Below are 20,422 nucleotides of genomic sequence, written 5' to 3' on the forward strand. Positions count from 1 at the left end.
CGCCCCGGACGCCGCCCGAATCCAGCCCCGCCCGGGGGCACCTCCCAGCGGTGCCGGGAGCGTTTGAGGCGCGGGGTCCGGGGCGGAGCCCCGGGAGCGGAGCCGCAGGGGCCCCGCCACCCGGTTCCGGCGAGCCGGTTCCCGCACCCTTCTAGAGGTTGCCCCGCTTCTCCTGCTCCCGCTCGATCGCCTCGAACAGGGCCTTGAAGTTGCCCTTGCCGAAGCCCATCGACCCGTGGCGCTCGATCATCTCGAAGAAGACCGTCGGCCGGTCCTGGACCGGCTTCGTGAAGATCTGCAGCAGGTAGCCGTCCTCGTCGCGGTCGACGAGGATCTTGAGCTCGCGCAGGATCTCGACGGGGACGCGGGTCTCGCCCGCCCACTCGCCGAGGGTGTCGTAGTAGGAGTCCGGGGTGTTCAGGAACTCCACGCCGGCCGCCCGCATCGCCCGCACGGTGCGGACGATGTCGTTCGTCGCGAGCGCGATGTGCTGGACGCCGGCGCCGCCGTAGAACTCCAGGTACTCGTCGATCTGCGACTTCTTCTTCGCGATCGCCGGCTCGTTGATCGGGAACTTCACCTTCAGGGTGCCGTCCGCGACGACCTTCGACATCAGCGCCGAGTACTCGGTCGCGATGTCGTCGCCCACGAACTCCTTCATGTTCGTGAAGCCCATGACCTTGTTGTAGAAGGCCACCCACTCGTTCATCCGGCCGAGCTCGACGTTGCCCACGCAGTGGTCGATGGCCTGGAAGGTGCGCTTGGCCGGGGGCTCGACCATCGGGGCGACGGAGACGAAGCCGGGCAGGTACGGGCCGGTGTAGTCGCCGCGCTCGACCAGGGTGTGCCGGGTCTGGCCGTAGGTGGCGATCGCCGCCAGCCGGACCGTGCCGTGCTCGTCGGTGAGCTCGTACGGCTCGTCCAGGCCGCGCGCGCCGTGCTCGACGGCGTAGGCGTAGGCCGCCTTCACGTCCGGGACCTCGATCGCCAGGTCGACGACGCCGTCGCCGTGGTCGGCGACGTGCTCGGCGAGGAAGCGGCCGCGGTCGGTGGAGGCCTTGATGACCGAGGTGAGGACGAACCGAGCGGCGCCGTTGGTGAGGACGTAGCTGGCCGTCTCGCGCGTGCCGTTCTCCGGTCCGGAGTAGGCGACGAGCTTCATGCCGAAGGCGGTCGAGTAGAAGTGCGCGGCCTGCTTGGCGTTGCCTACGGCGAAGACGACCGCGTCCATGCCCTTGACCGGGAAGGGATCGGCCTTGGCGGCGGTGGACGGCGCGATGTCGAGCGGCTGGGTCTCAGTCATGACGGCAGAGTCCCGCCGTTCCACAAGATGCGCAATAGTTCCCATTTTCGCTGTACATACTGACCATCCTGAGCCCACCATTGCTGGAATATCTGTGCACTATGACCACCGACCGACCGCCCGGGAGGCACCCATGGGAATCGACGAACTCGACGGCCGGCTCATCGTCCTGCTCGCCCGCGAGCCCCGGATCGGGGTCCTGGAGGTCTCGCGCCGGCTCGGCGTGGCGCGCGGCACGGCGCAGGCCCGGCTGGACCGGCTTCAGTCGAACGGAGTCATCCGGGGGTTCGGCCCGCAGGTGGATCCGGCGGCCCTGGGGTACCCGGTGACGGCCTTCGCCACGCTGGAGATCAAGCAGGGCCAAGGAGCCGACGTACGGGCCCACTTGGACGGGGTGCCGGAGGTGCTGGAGCTGCACACGACGACCGGGCACGGGGACATGCTGTGCCGGCTCGTGGCCCGGTCGAACGCGGATCTCCAGCGGGTGATCGACCGAGTTGTGGCGTTTGATGGCATCGTGAGGGCTTCGACGGCGATTGTCATGGAGAATCCCGTGCCTTTGCGGATCATCCCTCTGGTCGAACAAGCGGCCGAGGACGACTGACGACCGACGTGCGGCAACTACGGATGGGGTGACGCGGCGTGAGCTTCTGGGCCTACCTGTCCAACCGCCACCAGCAGCTCCTGACCGACGCCTTCCAGCACGCCAGCGCCGTCTTCCAGTGCATGGTGATCGCGACCGCCCTCGGCGTCGCCATCGGCGTCCTCACCTACCGCAGCGGCTGGGCCGGGAACCTCGCGGTCACCTCCACCTCCACGGTGCTGACCATCCCCTCCCTGGCCATGATCGGCCTGCTGATCCCGATCGTCGGCCTCGGCGTCGCGCCGACCGTGATCGCCCTGACGCTGTACGGGCTGCTGCCCATCGTCCGCAACTCCATCGTGGGGCTGCGCGGGGTGGACCCGGCCCTGGTCGACGCCGCCAAGGGCATCGGGATGTCGCGCTCCGCCCAGCTGCTGAAGGTGGAACTGCCGCTCGCCTGGCCGCCGATCCTGACCGGCATCCGGGTCTCCACACAGATGCTGATGGGCATCGCGGCCATCGCCGCCTACGCCTCCGGGCCGGGCCTGGGCAACGAGATCTTCCGCGGGATCGCCTCGCTCGGCAGCGCCAACGCCATCAACCAGGTCCTGGCGGGGACGCTCGGCGTCGTCATCCTCGCCCTGCTCTTCGACGCCGCGTACGTCCTGCTCGGCCGTCTCACCATCCCGAGGGGAATCCGTGTCTGAGCCGACGCCCGCGAGCCCGCCGACCGAGCACCCGCCCACCGAAGGCGTGCCGGCCTCCACCGCCGCCTCCGGCGCCACCATCCAGCTGGAGAACCTCACCAAGCGCTACCCCGGCAACCCCAACCCCTCCGTCGACGACGTCTCCATGGAGATCAAGGCGGGCGAGCTCGTGGTCTTCGTGGGCCCCTCCGGCTGCGGGAAGTCCACCACCCTCAAGATGATCAACCGGCTGATCGAGCCCACCTCCGGCCGGATCCGCATCGGCGACGAGGACGTCACCGACATGGACCCGGTCAAGCTCCGCCGCAAGATCGGGTACGCGATCCAGTCCTCGGGGCTCTTCCCGCACATGACGGTCGCCGAGAACATCGCCCTGGTCCCGAAGATGACCGGCTGGTCCAAGTCCCGCGTGAAGGACCGGGTGGAGGAGATGCTCGACCTGGTCGGCCTGGACCCGCGCGAGTTCCACGGCCGCTACCCGCGCCAGCTCTCCGGCGGCCAGCAGCAGCGCGTGGGCGTGGCCCGGGCGCTCGCAGCCGACCCGCCCGTCCTGCTGATGGACGAGCCCTTCGGCGCCGTCGACCCCATCACCCGCGACCACCTCCAGGACGAGCTGATCCGGCTCCAGCACGAGCTGCACAAGACGATCGTCTTCGTCACCCACGACTTCGACGAGGCCATCAAGCTGGGCGACCGGATCGCCGTCCTGCGCGAGCGCTCGCACATCGCGCAGTTCGACACCCCCGAGGCGATCCTCACCAATCCCGCCGACGACTTCGTCTCCGGCTTCGTCGGCGCAGGCGCCGCCCTCAAACGGCTCAACCTCACCCGCGTGCGGGACGTGGAGATCGCCGAGTTCCCGACCGTCTCCGTCGACGACCCGCTCCAGCAGATCTTCAACACCCTGCGCGCCGGCCAGGGCAACGAACTGCTGATGCTGGACCGGCGCGGCCGCCCGTACAAATGGCTGCGCCGCGGCGACCTGATGCGCGCCAAGGGCTCGCTGGCCCGGGCCGGACAGCTCGTGCACGACACGGTGACCCGGGACGCGACCCTGCACGACGCCCTGGAGGCCGTACTGACCGACAGCGGCGGCCGGGTGGCCGTCACCGGGCGGCGCGGCGAGTACATCGGCGTCGTGGACATGGAGACCCTGATGAACTCCGTGCACGAGATGCTGGAGGCCGACCGGCTGACGGCCGCCGAGCACGCGCACGACCTGGAGGAGCTGCGCCACCACCGCACCGAGCGGGACCTGGAGGGGCTCCGGGACGGTTCGGAGGGCTCATGAGCCCCCGGAACCCGGTCTCCCCCGAACGCCCGCCCGGCGAGCACGAGCTCAAGGGGCACGTCTTCCGGGATCCGGAGGAGCCCGCGCCCGACGAGACGGTGATGGCCTCCATCGCGCCGCCCCGCCCCGGGAGCCGGCTCACCTGGGCCCGGCTGGTGACCCTGCCCATCGTGCTGGCGCTGGTGCTGCTGGCCACGTACCTGTGGATCACCAACGCCACACTGGACACGATCGCGGAGAACTCCCTCAAGGACGGCAACGTCGAGCTCCGGCTGTGGCAGCACGTCAAACTCACCGCGATCTCCACCTTCTGGGTGCTGATCATCGCGATCCCCCTCGGCATCGCCCTGACCCGCCGCGGCCTGCGCCGGGCGGCCCCGCTGGTCACCGCGATCGCCAACATCGGCCAGGCCACCCCGGCCATCGGACTGCTGGCCCTGCTGGTCATCTGGCTCGGCATCGGCCCCTCGACGGCGATCATCGGCATGGTCGCCTACGCCGTCCTGCCCGTGCTGTCCAACACCGTCGCAGGGCTGCGCGGGATCGACCCCCAGCTGGTGGAGGCCTCGCGCGGGATCGGGATGTCCTCCATGGGCACCCTGATGAAGGTGGAACTCCCGCTGGCCGTCCCGCTGATCCTGGCGGGCGTACGGACGGCCCTCGTCCTCAACGTCGGCACCGCGACCCTGGCGACCTTCGGCGGCGGCGGGGGCCTCGGCGACCTGATCACCTCCGGGATCCAGACGCAGCGGATGCCGGTGCTGGTGCTGGGCTCGGTGCTGACGGTGGCGCTGGCGCTGTTCGTGGACTGGCTGGCCTCACTGGCCGAGACGGTCCTGACCCCGCGCGGGCTGGAGGCGTAGATGGACAAGCTCTCCCTCTCCGTGCGGACGGCCACGGCCTGCGCGGCCCTGCTGGCGCTGGGGCTGCCGCTCGCGGGCTGCGGGCTCAAGAGCGGGTCTCCGATGGTGGACGACGTCGTACCGGGCTCGGTGGGCCAGGGACTGCCCCTCAAGGGCGCCTCGCTCACGGTCACCTCGAAGAACTTCAGCGAGAACATCGTGCTCGGCCAGATGATCGGCCTGATCTTCAAGGCGGCCGGCGCGGAGGTCCTCGACCGCACCAACCTGCCGGGATCGATCAGCGCCCGCGAGGCGATCATCCAGGGCGACGCGGACGCCATGTACGAGTACACGGGCACGGCGTGGATCACCTACCTGGGCAACGACAAGCCGATCACGGACCCGTACGAACAGTGGAAGGCGGTGCGGGACGCGGACGTGAAGAACGGCGTGGCCTGGCTGCCGCCGTCCACGCTCAACAACACCTACACGCTGGCCATCAGCAAGAAGAACAACGCCAAGTACGGGCTGAAGACCATGTCGGACGTGGCGGCGCTGTCGCAGCGCGACCCCAAGGCGGTGACGGTCTGCGTGGAGAACGAGTTCGCCTCGCGGGAGGACGGGCTGCCCGGGATGGAGAAGGCCTATGGGATGAAGATCCCGGCGGGCAACGTCATGAAGATGGATGCCGGAATCATCTACACGCAGGTCTCCAAGTCCGATTCCTGCCTGCTGGGCGAGGCCTTCACCACGGACGGCCGGATCAAGGCCATGGATCTGGACACCCTCGCCGACGACCGGCACTTCTTCCCCAACTACAACGCGGCGCCGGAGCTGCACGCGAAGACCCTGGAGAAGTACCCGGCGATCGCGGGCCTGCTGGACCCCCTGTCGAAGCGGCTGACGACGGAGACGGCGCAGCGGCTCAACGCGCTGGTGGACGTGGAGGGGCAGGACCCGCACGAGGTGGCGAAGGACTGGCTGGTGGCGGAGGGGTTCATCAAGGAGGGCTGAGCCCCGCCTCACCCGGACGGGTGGATGCAAAGAAGTGGTTGCAAAGAAACCCTTGCATAGGGTTCTTTGCAACTCTACTGTTGAGGCATGCCCGAGAAGAACGCAGAGCCCTCGAAGCCGGAACAGTCCCGGAAGCCGGAGCCCCAGCTCCGCAAGCTCGACGCCAACTCCCTGCGCGGCCTGGCCCACCCGCTGCGCATCCGCCTGCTGGGCGACCTGCGCCTCCACGGGCCGGCCACCGCCTCGCAACTCGCCGAGCGTCTCGGGGAATCGAGCGGGGCCACCAGCTACCACCTGCGCCAGCTCGCCGCGTACGGGTTCGTCGAGGACGCCCCCGAGCACGGCAAGGGCCGCGAGCGCTGGTGGCGGCCCGCCCAGGACGGCACGATCTTCGACGAGGCGCTGATCTACGACACCGACCCGGCCACGCGCGGCGCCGCGGAGGTCTTCATGGCGGAGATCGTGAAGATCCACGAGCAGGAACTGTCCGGCTGGCTGGGCGAAGCCCACACCTGGTCGGTGGAGTGGCGCCGGAGTTCCGAACTCAGCGACTTCTCACTGCAGCTGACCCCCGCACAGAGCCACGAGCTGGTCCTCAAGGTCCACGACCTGATCAACAGCTACCGCGATCTGCCGCCCTCCGAAAGCACGGAAACGGTCCGCTTCCACACACACGCCTTCCCGGTCCGCACCAAGTAGCGCCCTCCACAACCCCTTTCGCAGAAGGAGCCCTGCCGTGCACGCCTTCAGCCATGCCCAGATCCACGCCGACACCCACACCATCCGCACCGCCGAGGCCGCCGCCTGGCGCCGTGCGCGGGAGGCCGCACCGCGCCTCCGCCGGCACCCCGCCTCCGCCCTGCGCAACCGGGTCGGCGAGGCCTTGATCTCCACCGGCATCCACCTGATCCAGCCCGCGCACCTGCACGCACGCATCGCCCGCAACACCCGGATCTCCCGCCCGCACGGCGGCATCGCGTGAACCGTCGCCCCTTCACCGCCGTCCTGGTCGCCAACACCATCTCGATAGCCGGGAGTTCGCTGACCCTCATCGGCGTCCCGTGGTTCGTGCTCCAGACCACCGGCAGCGCCGGCCGGGCCGGGATCGTCGCCTTCTGCGCCACCCTGCCCGTCGCGATCGCCGCCCTGGTCGGGGGCCCGGTCATCGACCGGCTCGGCCGCCGCCGGGTCTCCGCCGGCTCGGACCTGATCTGCGGACTGTCCGTGGGCGCCATCCCGCTGCTGCACTACGCGGGGCTGCTGGAGTTCTGGATGCTGTGCGCGCTGATGGCCGTCGGCGGCCTCGTGCACACCCCCGGACTGGCCTCGCGCTACGTGCTGCTCCCCCATCTCGCCGAGCACGCCGGCACCACCGTCGCCCGCGCCGCCAGCCTCTACGACGCCGTGTCGCGCGGAGCCCGCATGATCGGTGCCGCGCTGGCCGGCGTACTGATCGCCACGCTCGGCGCCGAGTCGGTGCTGCTCCTGGACGCCGCCACCTTCTGCGCCTCCGCGCTGCTGGTCGCCGCCTTCGTGCGCGGGATACCGGCCGCCGAGCCGCAGCGTGCCGCCGGGAAGGTGTCTCTGGCCGGCTACCGGGCGGAGCTCGCCGAGGGCTGGCGGTTCCTGATCCGCACGCGGCTGCTGCTCGGCGTCACGGTGATGGTGATGATGACCAACGGCCTCGACCAGGGCTGGTCCTCGGTCCTGCTGCCCGTGCACGGCCGCGACGCGCTCGGCGGGGCCACCGCCCTCGGCCTGATGGTCGCCCTCTTCGGCGGGTTCGCGCTGCTGGGCGCCCTGCTCTACGGAGCCTGGGGCGAGCGGTTCCCCCGTAGGACCGTGTTCGCGGCGGCGTTCCTGCTGTGCGGGGCCCCGCGCTACGCGGTCGCCGCCTTCACCGACACCTCGCTGCCGCTCGCGGTGACGATGGCACTGTCGGGGCTCGGCGCGGGCGTGCTCAACCCGATCCTGACCACGGTCATGCTGGAGAAGGTGCCCGACGAGCTGCGCAGCCGGGTCTCGGGCGTGACCCAGGCGGGCTGCGAGCTGACGATGCCGCTGGGCGGGCTGGCCGCGGGGCTGCTCATCGACGGTTTCGGGGTGACCACGGCGCTGCTGGTGTTCGGCGGGGTCTACTTCCTCGCCACGCTCTCCCCGCTGGTGTTCCCGTCCTGGCGGAGCATGGAGGCGGAGCCCCGGCTCAGCAGGACGGAACCGACGCGCCCTTCTGCAGAGCCCGCAGCGCGTCAACCGCATCCGTCAGTGAAGTGACGGGGACCAGCCGGAGCCCCTCGGGGAGTTCGGACTTCGCGTCCGAGCACTCCGCCTTCGGTACGAGGAACACGCTCGCCCCGTCGCGACGCGCGGCCTGAGTCTTCAAGGCCACCCCGCCGACCGCGCCGACCTCGCCGTCCGCGCTGATGGTGCCCGTACCGGCGATGCTGCGGCCCCCGGTGAGATCGCCGCCGCTGCCGTTCCCGTCGAGCTTGTCGACGATGCCCAGGGAGAAGAGCAGTCCGGCGCTCGGACCGCCGACGTCGGCGAGGTTCAGCTCGACCTTCACGTCCTTCGGGTCCTTGTGGAGGTAGCCGAGGGCGGCCTCGGAGGCCGTCGACTGCGACTTGGTCATCTCCTCCAGGTTGTGCTCCTCGATCTCCTTGTCGCTTCCGCCCGATCCGTACACCGACGCCCTGGGCATGACCGCCCGGGCGGTGTCGAACCAGTCGCCGACCAGTTCGGAGAGGGTGACGGAGGTGGAGGGACCGGTGGCCTGGATGGTGGTCATCCGCAGCTGGCCCGTGGTCTCGCGGGTGGGGGCCCCGGTGATGCTGATGACCTGCTTGCCGTCGCGGGAGCCGAGCACGTCGGCCGTGAGGCCCGGCTGCGCGATCACGAAGGGCAGCGGTGCGAAGGCCGCGACGGCGAACAGCGCGAGCACGGGCACGGCGCAGACGGCGAGGGCGGCGGGACGCGGCAGACGTGTGAGGCGAGAGAGCACCGGGCCAATCTAGCGCGGGTGCCCGGCAACGGGTCGAGCCGCGCCCCCGGTGATCGGGGACGCGGCTCGGTGTCCTGCTCCACATCCTGCCGCGCGGCTCAGCGCAGGGCGTCGGCCACCTCTCGGGCGGCGTCCACCACGCGCGGGCCGACCCGCTCGGGCACGGCGTCGGCCAGCATGACGACTCCCACGCTGCCCTCCAGCCCGGTGATGCCCACGAGGGGCGCGGCAGCGCCGCTGGCGCCCGCTTCGAGCTCACCGTGGGTGAGCGTGTACCCGGGCTCGATGAGCGTGCCCTGACGGGCGGCCAGGATGGCCCGGCCGGCCGCCCCGCGGTCCAGCGGATGCCGGAAGCCGGGCCGGTAGGCCACGTGGTAGTCGGTCCAGGTCGGCTCGACGACCGCCACGGCGAGCGCTTCGGTTCCGTCCACGAGGGTCAGGTGCGCGGTGGCGCCTATGTCCTCGGCGAGGGAGCGCAGCGCCGGCAGTGCCGCCTCGCGCACGAGGGGGTGCACCTGGCGGCCCAGGCGCAGCACTCCGAGCCCGACGCGGGCACGGCCGCCGAGGTCGCGGCGGACCAGGGCGTGCTGTTCGAGGGTGGCCAGGAGGCGGTAGACCACGGTGCGGTTCACACCGAGGCGGTTGGAGAGCTCGGTGACGGTCAGACCGTGGTCGGTGTCGGCGAGCAGTTTGAGAACTCGGAGTCCTCGGTCGAGAGTCTGGGAGGTTTCCGCGGTCACGACGCCTCTCCCTCTTTCGGTGGGCGGCGGTGACTCTCTGGGGATAGCGCCGCCGGTCCCTCGGCGACGCACGGAGAGGCCGCCGGTAGCGGCCATGGCACCGGCTGCGCTCCCGCGGCGGCGCTGCCACGGGGCGTTCGATGCCGGGACACTAGCGAGCGGGTTCGCTCAGCGGAAGGGCTCGTCCAGAATCCGGGCGCCTACTGGCGTTTTGTGCCGGTTGAAATCGCACATCGCCGCAGATTCGTGACCTTCGGCCCTCGGGTCGCCGCTCGTGTCCCCGGGCCGCCCGCGCGGCCCGCCTGGGCCTCCCACCACGGGTGCGGCGCCACCGCTACGACGGCCCGGGCGGGCGGAGACCGTACAAAACTCCCCGCACCGCCCGTGCCGCATTCCGTAGGAAATCACCGCATCCGGGTGGCCCACTCCTGGACCTTCTTGATCCGCTCCCGCAGCTGTCCCGCCGTGGCTTCCGCGCTCGGCGGTCCGCCGCACACGCGGCGCAGCTCGGTGTGGAGCACCCCGTGCGGTTTGCCGCTCTGGTGGACGTAGGCGCCCACCATCGTGTTGAGCGACTTCCTCAGCTCCAGCAGTTCCTTGTGCGAGACCACGGGCCGCCGGTCGGCCGGCAGCTCCAGCAGGTCCGCCTCGGAATCGGGCTTGCGCTTGCTGTGCGCGATCTGCCGCGACTGCCGCTTCTGGAGCAGCATCTGCACCTGGTCGGGCTCCAGCAGTCCCGGGATGCCGAGGTAGTCCTGCTCCTCTTCGCTTCCCGGGTGCGCCTGCATGCCGAACTCGGCGCCGTCGTAGAGCACCCGGTCGAAGACGGCGTCGGACTCCAGGGCCTCGAAGGACATCTGCTCCTCGTCGCCGGTGTCCTCGTCCTCCTGCTTGTTCGCCTCCTCCATCTCCTTCTCGGAGTCGGCGTACGGGTCTTCCTCGCCCTGCTTCTTCGGCTTGTCGAGGACGTGGTCGCGCTCGACCTCCATCTCGTTCGCGAAGCCCAGCAGGTAGGGAATCGTCGGCAGGAACACCGACGCCGTCTCGCCGCGCCGGCGCGAGCGCACGAAGCGCCCGACGGCCTGCGCGAAGAACAGCGGGGTCGAGATGGTGGTGGCGTACACGCCGACCGCGAGCCGCGGTACGTCGACGCCCTCGGACACCATGCGGACGGCGACCATCCACCGGTCGTTGCTCGCGGCGAACTCGTCGATCCGCTTCGAGGCACCGGTGTCGTCGGACAACACGACGGTGGCCTTGCTCCCGGTGATCTCCCGGATGAGCTTGGCGTAGGCCCGCGCCGAGTCCTGATCGGCGGCGATGACCAGCCCGCCCGCGTCCGGGATGCCCTTCCGGACCTCGGTCAGCCGCTGGTCGGCGGCGCGCAGCACGTTCGGCATCCAGTCGCCGCGCGCGTCGAGCGCCGTACGCCAGGCCTGCGAGATGGCGTCCTTGGTCATCGGCTCGCCGAGGCGCGCGGCGATCTCGTCGCCCGCCTTGGTGCGCCAGCGCATGTTGCCGCTGTAGGAAAGGAAGATGACGGGCCGCACGACCCCGTCCCCGAGCGCGTTCCCGTAGCCGTACGTGTAATCGGCGGAGGACCGCCGAATTCCGTCGTTCCCTTCCTCGTACGCCACGAAAGGAATGGGATTCGTGTCGGACCGGAAAGGCGTACCGGTAAGCGCGAGCCGCCGGGTCGCCGGGTCGAAGGCCTCCAGGCAGGCCTCGCCCCAGGACTTCGAGTCACCGGCATGGTGGATCTCGTCGAGAATGACCAGCGTCTTGCGCTGCTCGCAGCGGTTGCGGTGCAGCATCGGCCGCACGCCCACACCCGCGTACGTGACGGCGACCCCGTGGTAATCCTTGCTGAGCGGCCCCGCGGAGTAATCGGGATCCAGCCGGATCCCTATCCGGGCGGCGGCCTCCGCCCACTGCTTCTTCAGGTGCTCGGTGGGCGCGACGACGGTCACCTGCTGCACCACGTGGTGGTGGAGCAGCCAGGAGGCGAGGGTCAGCGCGAAGGTGGTCTTGCCGGCGCCGGGGGTGGCGACGGCGAGGAAGTCGCGCGGCTGGGTCTCCAGGTACCGGTCCAGCGCACCCTGCTGCCAAGCTCGCAGGGCGCTGGCGGTACCCCACGGCGCGCGGCCGGGGAAGGCGGGTGAGAGGTGGTGGGAGGCGGTAGTAGTCACGGTCTCCGGTTCGGTCTCTCGGCGGCGTATCCGTTGCGGGCACGCACTCCGGGCATCTTCCGGGGGTGCGGTCCGGGCATCGCTACGGCCGGCGGTACGGGCAGTCGTACGTAGGACAACCGGGCCACCTTACCGGCCCGGGCCCGTCCCTCGCGGAGGGACAGGCCCGTGACCTCGGCGCGTGCGGCGAGCGTCACATTCCTCGGGCCAGCGCGCGCAGCCGCTCCGCGATCCGCCCGATGTGCTCCTCGTTCCCCGCCGCCACGTCGATGACCAGGTCGTACGCGGAGTCCTGGTCGGCATCACCGAGATCGACCCCGTTCAGCGCGAGGAAGGTGACGGCGGCGAGCCATGCCGTCCGCTTGTTCCCGTCGACGAGGGGGTGGTTCGTCGCGATCGCGTGCAGCAGGGCGGCGGCCTGCTCGTAGGTGTCCGCGTACGCCGAGGTCCCGAACATCCGGGCCCGCGGCCGGTGCACGGCCGACTCCAGCAGCCCTGGGGCCCGCAGCTCGACGGGCTGGTCGTGGGCGAGGCAGGCGTGCCGCGCGAGGTCGAGGACCTCTGCCAGGGTGAGGTGCCTGGTGCTCATTCCCCGAGCCTCCTCAGGAGCCCGGCATGCCGCCCGGCCAACCGCGACGCCTCACGTCCGGCCCGCTCCCGCTCCCCCCCGCACCCAGCCCCGCACGGCGGCCAGCACGGCCTCCTCGACGCTCTGCCCGGTGGCATCGGCCAGATCGGCCAACTCCGCCCGCTCGGCCTCGCCCATCCCGATGATCAGCTCACTCATCCCCGGATGCTAGCCAGCCCACCCCGGGACCCGCGCCGCAATTCTCCGGGGGCCCGCCAGGCCGACCCCGCCCGGCAGGCCCGCACGCACGGGACCACCCCCGGCCGAATCCAGCCCCTCCGGCGCCTGAGGAGCGGGGGCCCGGGGGCCGACCCCGGCAACGGCGCCGCGCCGGACCACGGGCTCGCCCGGACCACGGGCCCGGCCAGACCACAGGCCCGCCCGGACTACAGGCTCGCCCGGACCACGGGCTCGGCCAGACCACGGGCTGGGCCGGAGCACAGGCCCGCCCAGACCACGGGCTCGACCGGACCACAGGCTCGACCAGGCCCCGGGCTCGGCCAAGCCACGAGCTCGCCCGGACCACGGGCCCAGCCGGATCACGGGCTCGGCAAGAGCACGGGCCCAGCCCGACCACGGGCTCGGCCGGAGCACAGGCTCGGCCAGGCCAATCGCCTCAGCCCCGCTGGGGCTCCGCGTCCAGCCGGGTGGCGACCCACGCCCCCACCAAGGCCACGCAGGCCATCGGCAGGAACACCACCACGAACGCACCGGGGTGCGAAGCCCCGGCCCCCTCCGCCACGGAGTGCGCCGCCCCCACCGCTCCCCCGCCCAGCGCGGCGAACGCCGCCCCGCCCGCCGCCAGCAGCACGACGTTCGCCAGCGCGTCCGAGATCTGCAGCGAGGCGGAGTTCGCCCCCGCCTCCGCCGGCGCCGACAGCTTCAGCAGCAGCACGCTGGTGGACCCGATGACGAGCCCCATCCCCAGGCACCCCAGCGCCCACACGAGCGCCATCGTCCACACCGGCACCCACTCCACGAGCACCGCGGGCGCCCCGGCGATGGCCACCGCGACCATGACCATGCCCAGCACGATCAACCGCTCCCGGTGCGGATCCATCCGCCCCTTCGACTGCACCCACGAGCCGAGCGCCCACGTCACCCCGCCGAGCGCGAGCGAGAACCCGGCCATGGTCGGGCTCAGACCCCGCTGGGTGACCAGCATCAGCGGTACGAAGCTCTCCGCCGCGATGAACGACCCCGCCGCCACACCGCGCAGCAGCACCACCGACGGCAGCCCGCGCCGCGCCCGGTAGGTCCCGCGCGGCAGCAGCCCCAGCACGGCGGGCACCAGCAGAGCCGCTCCAGCGATCCCCGGCAGCAACGACAGCCACCGCAGATCCTGCGCGGCGTACTGCAGCAGCCCCGCACCGGCCGAGATCCCGAGGGCGAGCCGGATCCGCCGCCGGTCGAACGCCACGGGCGGTGCCTCGGGGTCCACCGGCCCGGACGCGTTCCGCCGGATCGCGGGCAGCGCCACGGCCAGCGGTACGAAGACCAGCGCGGGGATCCCGAGGAACACCCAGCGCCACCCGAGGTGCTCGGTGACGGTCCCCGCGGCCAGCGGCCCGACGATCGACGGCACGACCCAGCTCGCGGCGAAGGCCGCCATGATCGCGGGCCGCAGCCGCTCCTCGTAGGCCCGGCTGACGACCACGTAGAGCGCGACGATGACCAGCCCGCCCCCGAAGCCCTGCACGGCCCGCCCGAGCAGGAACATCCACATCGCCCCGGCGGTCCCGGAACACACCAGCCCGGTGGCGAAGCACCCGATCCCCACGGTCAGCGGCCGCAGCGGCCCCTGCCGGTCGGCCCACTGCCCGGAGAGCACCATCCCGAAGAGGCTGGTCGTGAAGTAGGCGGAGAAGGCGAAGGCGTAGAGCGCGACCCCGTCCAGCTCCCGGGCGGCCACGGGCATGGCGGTCCCGACAGCGGTGGCCTCGAAGGCGATCAAGAAGACAACGGAAATGATCCCGATGCTGAGCGTCCGGTACGCGGGCCCGAGGACCCCGCCCTTCGGGTCGGGTATCGCTTCGGCCGGTGTGACAGCAGCTCGCTGGGGGAGGACGCTCATCGCCCCAGAGTAAGGCTCATACCTCTGTTTCGACCCTGTCATTCCGACCGATCCCACCCCCTCCTCCAGCCCTAGGCCAAAGGTCCCGCACCCCCTCACCCCCGCCCCCTCTGTGAACGCGGCATGGCAGTCACATTGCACGGCCCCCGTACCCCTTCCCCACCCTCCCTCCCCCTCGTACGGTCATACACATCACCACCACCCAGCCGTGTGCCCGAGTGGTTGAGGGACTCGCCTGCAAAGCGAGTTACGCCGGTTCGATTCCGGTCACGGCTTCTGATGGCCCGACCAGCCATGCCGAATGGGCGGCACCCCGCAGGGGGTGCCGCCCATTCGGCTGTTCGTCTCAGTTCCCGTCCCAGTTGGCCGGTACACGAAACGGCGGCCCCTTCCGGGTGCCGCCGTTTCGCGCTGCGCAGCCTGGTCAGCGGGCCCGACGCCGGACGACGACGGCGGTGACGGCTCCACCGATGAGCACACAGGCCCCAAGCCCGAGGGCCAGCCAGGGGAGGCTCCCGCCACCCTCTTCCTTCGCCTCCGCCTGAGGGGCGGGGGCCGCCGCCTGGCCGGAGGGAGCGGTGGAGGACGGCGCCGAGGGGGCCTTGGTCCCGGCACCGCCGCCGGCTGCGGCGAGGTCGGGGAGCGGGTAGACGTCCGCGGGGCCGGGGTCGCCGGGGTTGGGCACGGCGATGCGGGGGCGGACGGTGCCGTACCCAATGAAGTCACTGCGCTCGGCGCCGTCGATGGGCTTGCCGGCGGTGTTCATCATGACCCGGAGTACCTGGTTGTTGGTCCACTCGGGGTGGGCGGACCAGATCAGCGCAGCGGAGGCGGAGGCGAGGGCGGTGGCATTGCTTGTTCCGCTGCCCTTGCAAACTCCAGTCTTGCCAGAACAACCCGTGACGATGTCAGCACCAGGTGCTGTCAGATCAACCTGTGATCCGTGCTCCGACTCCGCAGTCGCTTTGCCCTTGGAGTCGACAGCTCCTACGCCCACCACTCCCGGCGTTGCAGCGGGATAGAGGACTTCGTTCGATCCATCTCCGCGATTTCCTACACCAGCGAAAATCAGCTTCCCCTTGGAGAGGGCATACCTCACCGCATCAAGACGTGCCGGATCTTCTTCACCCGAAGCCAGAGAGATACTGATGATCTTTGCTTCCGAGTCTGCCGCATACCGGATCGCCTCCGTCCAGGCGGCGTTCTTAACGTCGACGCCCTCTGGCACGCGAATCGGAAGGATCTTGGCCCCAGGCGCAAGCCCAAACGCTCCGTCACCGCTCGAGTGCTTCCCGGTCCCAGCAATCAACGCAGCCATCGCTGTGCCGTGTTGATTAGAGTCCGTTCGCTCATCTCCGCTGTACGTCGTGGCAAAGTCCTTGCCTGGGACGACCTGCCCCTCCAGCTCAGGGATGGGTGCTACACCACCGTCGATGACAGCAACAGTGACCCCCGCTCCAGTACTGGTCTTCCAGATCTCTTCGGCCTTCATTGACGTGAGATGCCATTGCCGCGACCTGATGCTCTCCGCGTGCGCGGGAGTCGCAGCAACCCCGGCCAGCAGAAAACTCGCCAAGACCACGCCCGCCTTACGCATACGCATCCCGTGCAACGTCCGCTCCACTCAGTCGATCACCGGCGGAACGACACGACCATCGCCCTGCCACGTCTCTTCGTCCTCAGCCAGGTAGTCAGGGCGCTCCCCCTGCCGACCGTCACTCCGTCGGCCCGGAGCATGCGCACCAGCGCCGCCGTGGCCCATAGGACCGCCTGCCGGAGCAGCGCCAGATCCACCGCGCACCAGTCCAGAGCCGCCTTGGGTAAACGGCTGACCACCAGCGATGGAACGACCACCCGCACCCGTCTGCGCCCCGCCGAACACACCGCCCGGTTCGGTGGCGAGACGGCGACCCGCCATGGGACTACCGAGACCGCCGTGCGCTCCGCCGCCACCCATACCCATGCCGCCGCCCATGCCCATGCCGCGACCACCTGCCTGTCCACCCTCGCCGCCGATGACCGTGCCGCGGGGAAGACTTGTCCCCGGCCCCCCGGGCGTGACCGGCCTACCACCGCTGATCCCGTTGTCGCGCGGGGGCAGCCCGGCAACACCACCTAGTCCGCCGCCCTTCCCGCCAACCCCACCGAGGCCGGGAATGGTCCCGCCGGGACCCAGGCGGCCGGGACCGCCACCGCCGATCGGTTTCGACACACCACCGCTCGGCGGCAGCGTCAGGGGCGGAGCCAATCCACCGGGGACGAGACCCTGACCGCCCCCGCCCGGACTAACCGGATTCGGGCCTCCAGGCACGCCCGGGGCCGGGGGAAGGGTCGTACTGGGAACCGGGCCGACGGTGTCGAGACCAGTGCCGATATTCCGATCAGGAGGAACCGGAACGGGTCCAGGCTGCTGGGGAGCGGGCACAGAACCTGGGCCAGACGACGAACCACTCGGCCCCACCGGTGACGGGGAATTCGACGAGCTACCCGCCCCAATGACACCCTGAGCAGCCCCACCGCTTGCCCCTTGAGAACCCCCTCCATCTCGTTCGAGATCCCCATATCCAGCCACCGGCGGTGGAATGAACGGCTCCGGCAGCTTCGGAAACGTCGGGACCTCCGCCATCTCCATCCCGGTGGCCGAAGCCTCGTATCCCTGCGCCAGCTTCGTCATCTGCTGGATCGCCTGCTGCCGGTCGCCGCTCAGCTTCGAGTGGGCCTGCTGGCCGATCTGCTGCGCGTCCGGGTCGTTGTGGTACTCGCGGGCCGCTTCGAGGTTGGCCGCCGCCGTCGCGTCGTACGTCGGCATGTTGGCCTTGACTTCGATGACGACCTGGCTGGCCTGCGTCAGATGCTTGCCACCCTCGGCGCTGTACTCGCTCAGGCGCAGCGTCGCGTTGCCCGCGCGGCTGACCCAGTCCTGGAAGGCCGTACCCGATTCGCCTTCCCAGCCGGTCACCCGGTGGTCCTTGAGGCTCTCGCCGATCTCCTTGATGGTCGCCGCGGCGTCCGTCAGCTGCGCGCCGCGCTCCTTGAGGGTCTCCGCGTTGGCCGAGGCGAGCATGGCCAGCAACTGCTGGTGCGTGTGGCTCTCGAAGTTCGTCGCCATCAGAAGCCCTCTCCCTGAGTGCCTGCCGACGCACTTCCCTGCGAAGCCGAACTGTGCGGGGGCGGCGGAGCCAACGGGTCACGTTCCGGGACGTAGTTCGCGTCGGCCTGCTTGCTGATCGCCAGCATCCGTCGCTTCGTCTCCTCGTCGACGCCCTCGAAACCGCGGCCGCTCGTCCGGATCGCGATGCTGAGCCCCTCGATCTGCTCAGCCAGCCCCTTGGACAGCGCAAGCAACTGCGTGTGCACCGTCGAGTAGGCCGTGAACAGCCGCTTGGCCTCCGCGAAGCCCTCGCCCAGGGAGTTCTCCGGGAGGGTGCCGTCCGCCAGTTTCTTGTCGCTCGCCGGGGAGCCGTCCAGCTTCTCCAGCAGACCGTCGACCCGCTTCTTGTAGTCCGTCAGCGATTCGTATTCGACCTGGAGCGCGCCCAGAGCCGCCGGCGAGGCCACGCCCACACCGAAGTCCACTCCGAACACGCCTGGCCCATAGTCCACTGCCACGATGGCCTCCCCGACTCCCCGTCGTCCCCGTTCGCACCCGCTTCGCCCGCATTCGCACACGCACGTCGCCAGTGTCCACAAACACTGTATCGAGAGAGTCCGACAGGCCCAAGTTCCGAGTTGCAGGTGCAATCAGGGTCACAAGGTCACGAGTTGGGCGCCGCCACCGCCGCAGATGGCCGGATCGGGAGCCTGTTGACCGGGCGGCCCGTGGCCGCGCGGACCGCCGAGGCCACCGCCGCCGGGGCCGTGACCACCGGGACGGCGCTCGCCGGCTTGGCGCCGAACGGGGCCACCACGTCGCGTTCCTCGACGAGTTTGACGATGCGGACCGTCGGGGCGTCCAGGGAGGTGGGCAGGGCGTAGCCCGTCAGGTCCGGGTGGCGGATCAGGCCCGAGGCCGTGCGGAGGTTCTCCGTCAGGGCCGCGCCCACGCCCTGGATGACGCCCGCTTCGATACGGGCTTCCAGCTGGCGGGGGTTGAGGACGCGGCCGACGTCCTGGGCGACCGCGAGCTCCACGACGCGCACCGAGCCCAGCTCGATGTCCACGTCGACCACCGCGCGGATCGCGCAGAAGGCGAGGCCGACGAAGGCGTCGCCCTGGCCGTCGCCGTCCAGCGGCTCCGTCGGGTGCGGGCGGCACTGGGCCGTGGCCCAGAGTTCCTTGCCCTCCATCGCCTCCGCGACGGTCGTGGAGAACGCGCCGTCGTACGACGTGATCCGGCCATCAGCGATCTGGAGCAGTTCGGTGGACATGCCCAGTTTGTGCGCCATCGGCTGGAGGAGCTGGGTGCGGACCATCTTCGCGGCGCGTTCCACCGCGCCGCCCGAGACCCAGGTGTGGCGGCCGTGGGCCGAGGGGCCCGCCGGCGGCTGGTCAGTGTCGACCGGGGCCGTGACGACCTCGTCGACGCCCAGGGTCTCCTGGACGATCTGGCGGGCGAGCGTGGAGAAGCCCTGGCCGGTGTCGACGGCCGCGCAGATGACCGTCGCAGCGCCGCCGACGATCTTCACCGTGGCCGTGGACACCTCGTCGGTGCCCTCGGCGCCGAGCATGTGGACCATGCCGACCCCGTACCCGACCCCGCGCCGCACCGCGCCCGGCTCGCCCGCGCCCTCCAGGCCGCCGGGGAGCAGCCAGTCCTCCTCCGGGGTGTCCTTGGGGAGGGCGGGCAGCTCGTGGTCCCGGACCGCGCGCAGGAGTTCCGCCACGGGGGCGGGGCAGGTGACCGTCTGGCCGGTCGGGAGCAGGTCGCCGGTGGCCAGGACGTTGCGCAGGCGCAGTTCGGCGCCGTCGATGCCGAGGGCGGCCGCCAGCTTGTCCATCTGGCCCTCGTAGGCCGCGCAGACCTGCATGGCGCCTTCGCCGCGCACGTGGCCCGACGGGGGGTTGTTCGTACGGACCGCCCAGCCCTCCACGAAGGCGTGCGGGACGACGTACGGGCCGCAGGCGAAGGCCACGGCTGCCGCGAGGGACTCCGAGGAGGCGTCGGCGTAGGCGCCGGCGTCCATCAGGATCTGGGCCTCGACCTTGACCAGCCGGCCCTCCTGGTCCGCGTGGTGGCGGTAGCGCAGCAGCGTCGGGTGGCGGTGGGCGTGGCCGAGGAAGGACTCCTCGCGCGTGGCGGCCAGCTTCACGGGGCAGCCGGTGCGCAGGGCCAGCAGGCCGAGCGGGAGCTGGAACGCGGCGTCCTCGCGGTCCGCCGTCGCGCCCGGGACCCCGGTGACCACGACCCGTACGCGGTCCGGTTCGAGCCCGAAGCAGGCGGCGGCCAGGTCGCGGTCGGTGTGCGGGTCGGTGGAGGCGGTGTAGATCTCCACGCCGCCGTCCGGGCGCGGTACGGCCAGCCCGGCCTCGGCGCCGATGGGGGCGGGGTCCTGGCGGCCGATGCGGTAGAGGCCCTCGACCACGACGTCGCCGGTGGCTTCGGGGTCGCCGTAGCGCAGCGGGATGTGCCGGATCAGGTTGCCGTCGGGGTGCAGGTCGGGGGCGCCGAAGGCCTGTTCGGGGTCGGTGACCGGGTCGAGGAGCTCGTACTCGACGGCGATCGCGGCGGCCGCGAGGCGTGCTGTGTCGGGGTGGTCGGCGGCGACGGCGGCGATGGGCTCGCCGTGGTGGCGGACCACGTCGTGCGCGAAGACGGGCCGGTCGGCGATGCGGCGGCCGTGCGTGGTGGCGCCGGGGACGTCGGCGTGGGTGACGACGGCGCGCACGCCGGGCATCTCGGCGGCGGCGGAGGTGTCGATGGAGAGGATGCGGGCGTGGGCGTGCGGGGAGCGCAGCACGGCGGCCCAGAGGAGGCCCTCGGCCCACAGGTCGGCGGCGTAGGGGAAGGTGCCCTCGGTCTTGGCGCGGGTGTCGGTGGCCGGGACGGACGCGCCGATGCCGCGCGGGACCGCCGGCTCCGACGGCTCCGTGCCCTCGGGCAACGGTGTCGT

General features: G+C 71.1%; 19 protein-coding genes and 1 tRNA gene. 9 read left to right on the forward strand and 11 right to left on the reverse strand.

From position 1 onward, the window contains the following. Positions 1-151: 151 nt before the first annotated feature. Complete coding sequence (hppD, locus tag ACFYYB_RS11895; RefSeq protein ID WP_327306502.1) at positions 152-1,303, reverse strand: 4-hydroxyphenylpyruvate dioxygenase; 1,152 nt, start codon at positions 1,301-1,303, stop codon at positions 152-154. A gap of 133 nt (positions 1,304-1,436) precedes the next feature. Between hppD and ACFYYB_RS11900 the strand changes: the two genes are divergently transcribed. From ACFYYB_RS11900 to ACFYYB_RS11935, 8 genes are all read left to right on the forward strand, one after another. Beyond that, entirely contained in the window at positions 1,437-1,907 is a 471-nt protein-coding gene (locus tag ACFYYB_RS11900; RefSeq protein ID WP_112448141.1) for an Lrp/AsnC family transcriptional regulator, read from the forward strand. A 38-nt stretch (positions 1,908-1,945) separates the two neighbouring features. Beyond that, on the forward strand, positions 1,946-2,593 hold the full coding sequence (locus tag ACFYYB_RS11905; RefSeq protein ID WP_250741110.1) for an ABC transporter permease: 648 nt from the start codon (positions 1,946-1,948) through the stop codon (positions 2,591-2,593). A gap of 46 nt (positions 2,594-2,639) precedes the next feature. After that, positions 2,640-3,884 (forward strand): betaine/proline/choline family ABC transporter ATP-binding protein, encoded by a 1,245-nt coding sequence (locus ACFYYB_RS11910; protein WP_389435001.1) that lies wholly within the window; start codon positions 2,640-2,642, stop codon positions 3,882-3,884. Beyond that, entirely contained in the window at positions 3,881-4,747 is an 867-nt protein-coding gene (locus tag ACFYYB_RS11915) for an ABC transporter permease (protein WP_389434839.1), read from the forward strand. Before ACFYYB_RS11910 ends, ACFYYB_RS11915 begins: the two co-directional genes overlap by 4 nt. Further along, positions 4,748-5,740: a glycine betaine ABC transporter substrate-binding protein gene (locus ACFYYB_RS11920; protein ID WP_389434841.1), complete on the forward strand. Its 993-nt coding sequence runs from the start codon at positions 4,748-4,750 to the stop codon at positions 5,738-5,740. Positions 5,741-5,827: 87 nt separating this feature from the next. Beyond that, positions 5,828-6,439, forward strand: coding sequence for an ArsR/SmtB family transcription factor (locus tag ACFYYB_RS11925; RefSeq protein WP_389434843.1), 612 nt, complete (start codon positions 5,828-5,830; stop codon positions 6,437-6,439). A gap of 37 nt (positions 6,440-6,476) precedes the next feature. Next, positions 6,477-6,722, forward strand: coding sequence for a hypothetical protein (locus tag ACFYYB_RS11930; RefSeq protein ID WP_389434845.1), 246 nt, complete (start codon positions 6,477-6,479; stop codon positions 6,720-6,722). Continuing rightward, positions 6,719-8,014, forward strand: a complete 1,296-nt coding sequence (locus ACFYYB_RS11935; protein WP_389434846.1) for an MFS transporter — start codon at positions 6,719-6,721, stop codon at positions 8,012-8,014. The genes ACFYYB_RS11930 and ACFYYB_RS11935 overlap by 4 nt, the downstream gene beginning before the upstream one ends. Here the strand turns inward: ACFYYB_RS11935 and ACFYYB_RS11940 are convergent. From ACFYYB_RS11940 to ACFYYB_RS11965, 6 genes are all read right to left on the reverse strand, one after another. Continuing rightward, positions 7,944-8,741 carry a S16 family serine protease gene (locus tag ACFYYB_RS11940; protein WP_389434848.1) on the reverse strand — a complete coding sequence of 266 codons (798 nt, stop codon included), beginning with the start codon at positions 8,739-8,741 and terminating at the stop codon, positions 7,944-7,946. The genes ACFYYB_RS11935 and ACFYYB_RS11940 overlap by 71 nt on opposite strands. Positions 8,742-8,839: 98 nt before the next feature. Continuing rightward, the gene (locus ACFYYB_RS11945) at positions 8,840-9,481 is read right to left on the reverse strand and encodes an IclR family transcriptional regulator (RefSeq protein WP_054222485.1); all 642 of its coding nucleotides are present in this window, start codon (positions 9,479-9,481) and stop codon (positions 8,840-8,842) included. A 404-nt stretch (positions 9,482-9,885) separates the two neighbouring features. After that, positions 9,886-11,670, reverse strand: a complete 1,785-nt coding sequence (locus ACFYYB_RS11950) for a DEAD/DEAH box helicase (RefSeq protein ID WP_266877913.1) — start codon at positions 11,668-11,670, stop codon at positions 9,886-9,888. A gap of 193 nt (positions 11,671-11,863) precedes the next feature. Beyond that, entirely contained in the window at positions 11,864-12,259 is a 396-nt protein-coding gene (locus ACFYYB_RS11955) for a type II toxin-antitoxin system death-on-curing family toxin (protein WP_389434850.1), read from the reverse strand. A 51-nt stretch (positions 12,260-12,310) separates the two neighbouring features. After that, entirely contained in the window at positions 12,311-12,457 is a 147-nt protein-coding gene (locus ACFYYB_RS11960; RefSeq protein WP_389434852.1) for a hypothetical protein, read from the reverse strand. Between the two features lie 457 nt (positions 12,458-12,914). Next, entirely contained in the window at positions 12,915-14,372 is a 1,458-nt protein-coding gene (locus ACFYYB_RS11965) for an MFS transporter (RefSeq protein ID WP_389434854.1), read from the reverse strand. 204 nt (positions 14,373-14,576) lie between these two features. On the opposite strand from ACFYYB_RS11965, the gene ACFYYB_RS11970 reads away from it, so the two are divergent. Continuing rightward, positions 14,577-14,648 (forward strand) — tRNA-Cys (locus ACFYYB_RS11970). Between the two features lie 148 nt (positions 14,649-14,796). Here ACFYYB_RS11970 and mycP read toward each other — a convergent pair. The 4 genes from mycP to ACFYYB_RS11990 all read right to left on the reverse strand — a co-directional run bounded on the left by mycP (position 14,797) and on the right by ACFYYB_RS11990 (position 20,413). Then, a complete protein-coding gene (mycP, locus tag ACFYYB_RS11975) occupies positions 14,797-15,864 on the reverse strand; it encodes a type VII secretion-associated serine protease mycosin (RefSeq protein ID WP_389434855.1) in 1,068 nt (355 codons plus the stop codon). Positions 15,865-15,996: 132 nt separating this feature from the next. Continuing rightward, positions 15,997-17,481 carry a WXG100 family type VII secretion target gene (locus tag ACFYYB_RS11980; RefSeq protein ID WP_389434856.1) on the reverse strand — a complete coding sequence of 495 codons (1,485 nt, stop codon included), beginning with the start codon at positions 17,479-17,481 and terminating at the stop codon, positions 15,997-15,999. Further along, positions 17,481-17,981, reverse strand: a complete 501-nt coding sequence (locus ACFYYB_RS11985; protein WP_389434858.1) for a hypothetical protein — start codon at positions 17,979-17,981, stop codon at positions 17,481-17,483. The genes ACFYYB_RS11980 and ACFYYB_RS11985 overlap by 1 nt, the downstream gene beginning before the upstream one ends. Before the next feature lie 146 nt (positions 17,982-18,127). After that, positions 18,128-20,413, reverse strand: coding sequence for a xanthine dehydrogenase family protein molybdopterin-binding subunit (locus ACFYYB_RS11990; RefSeq protein ID WP_389435002.1), 2,286 nt, complete (start codon positions 20,411-20,413; stop codon positions 18,128-18,130). Positions 20,414-20,422 lie beyond the last annotated feature (9 nt).

It is taken from the genome of Streptomyces sp. NPDC002886, assembly GCF_042888445.1.
Taxonomy (GTDB): domain Bacteria; phylum Actinomycetota; class Actinomycetes; order Streptomycetales; family Streptomycetaceae; genus Streptomyces.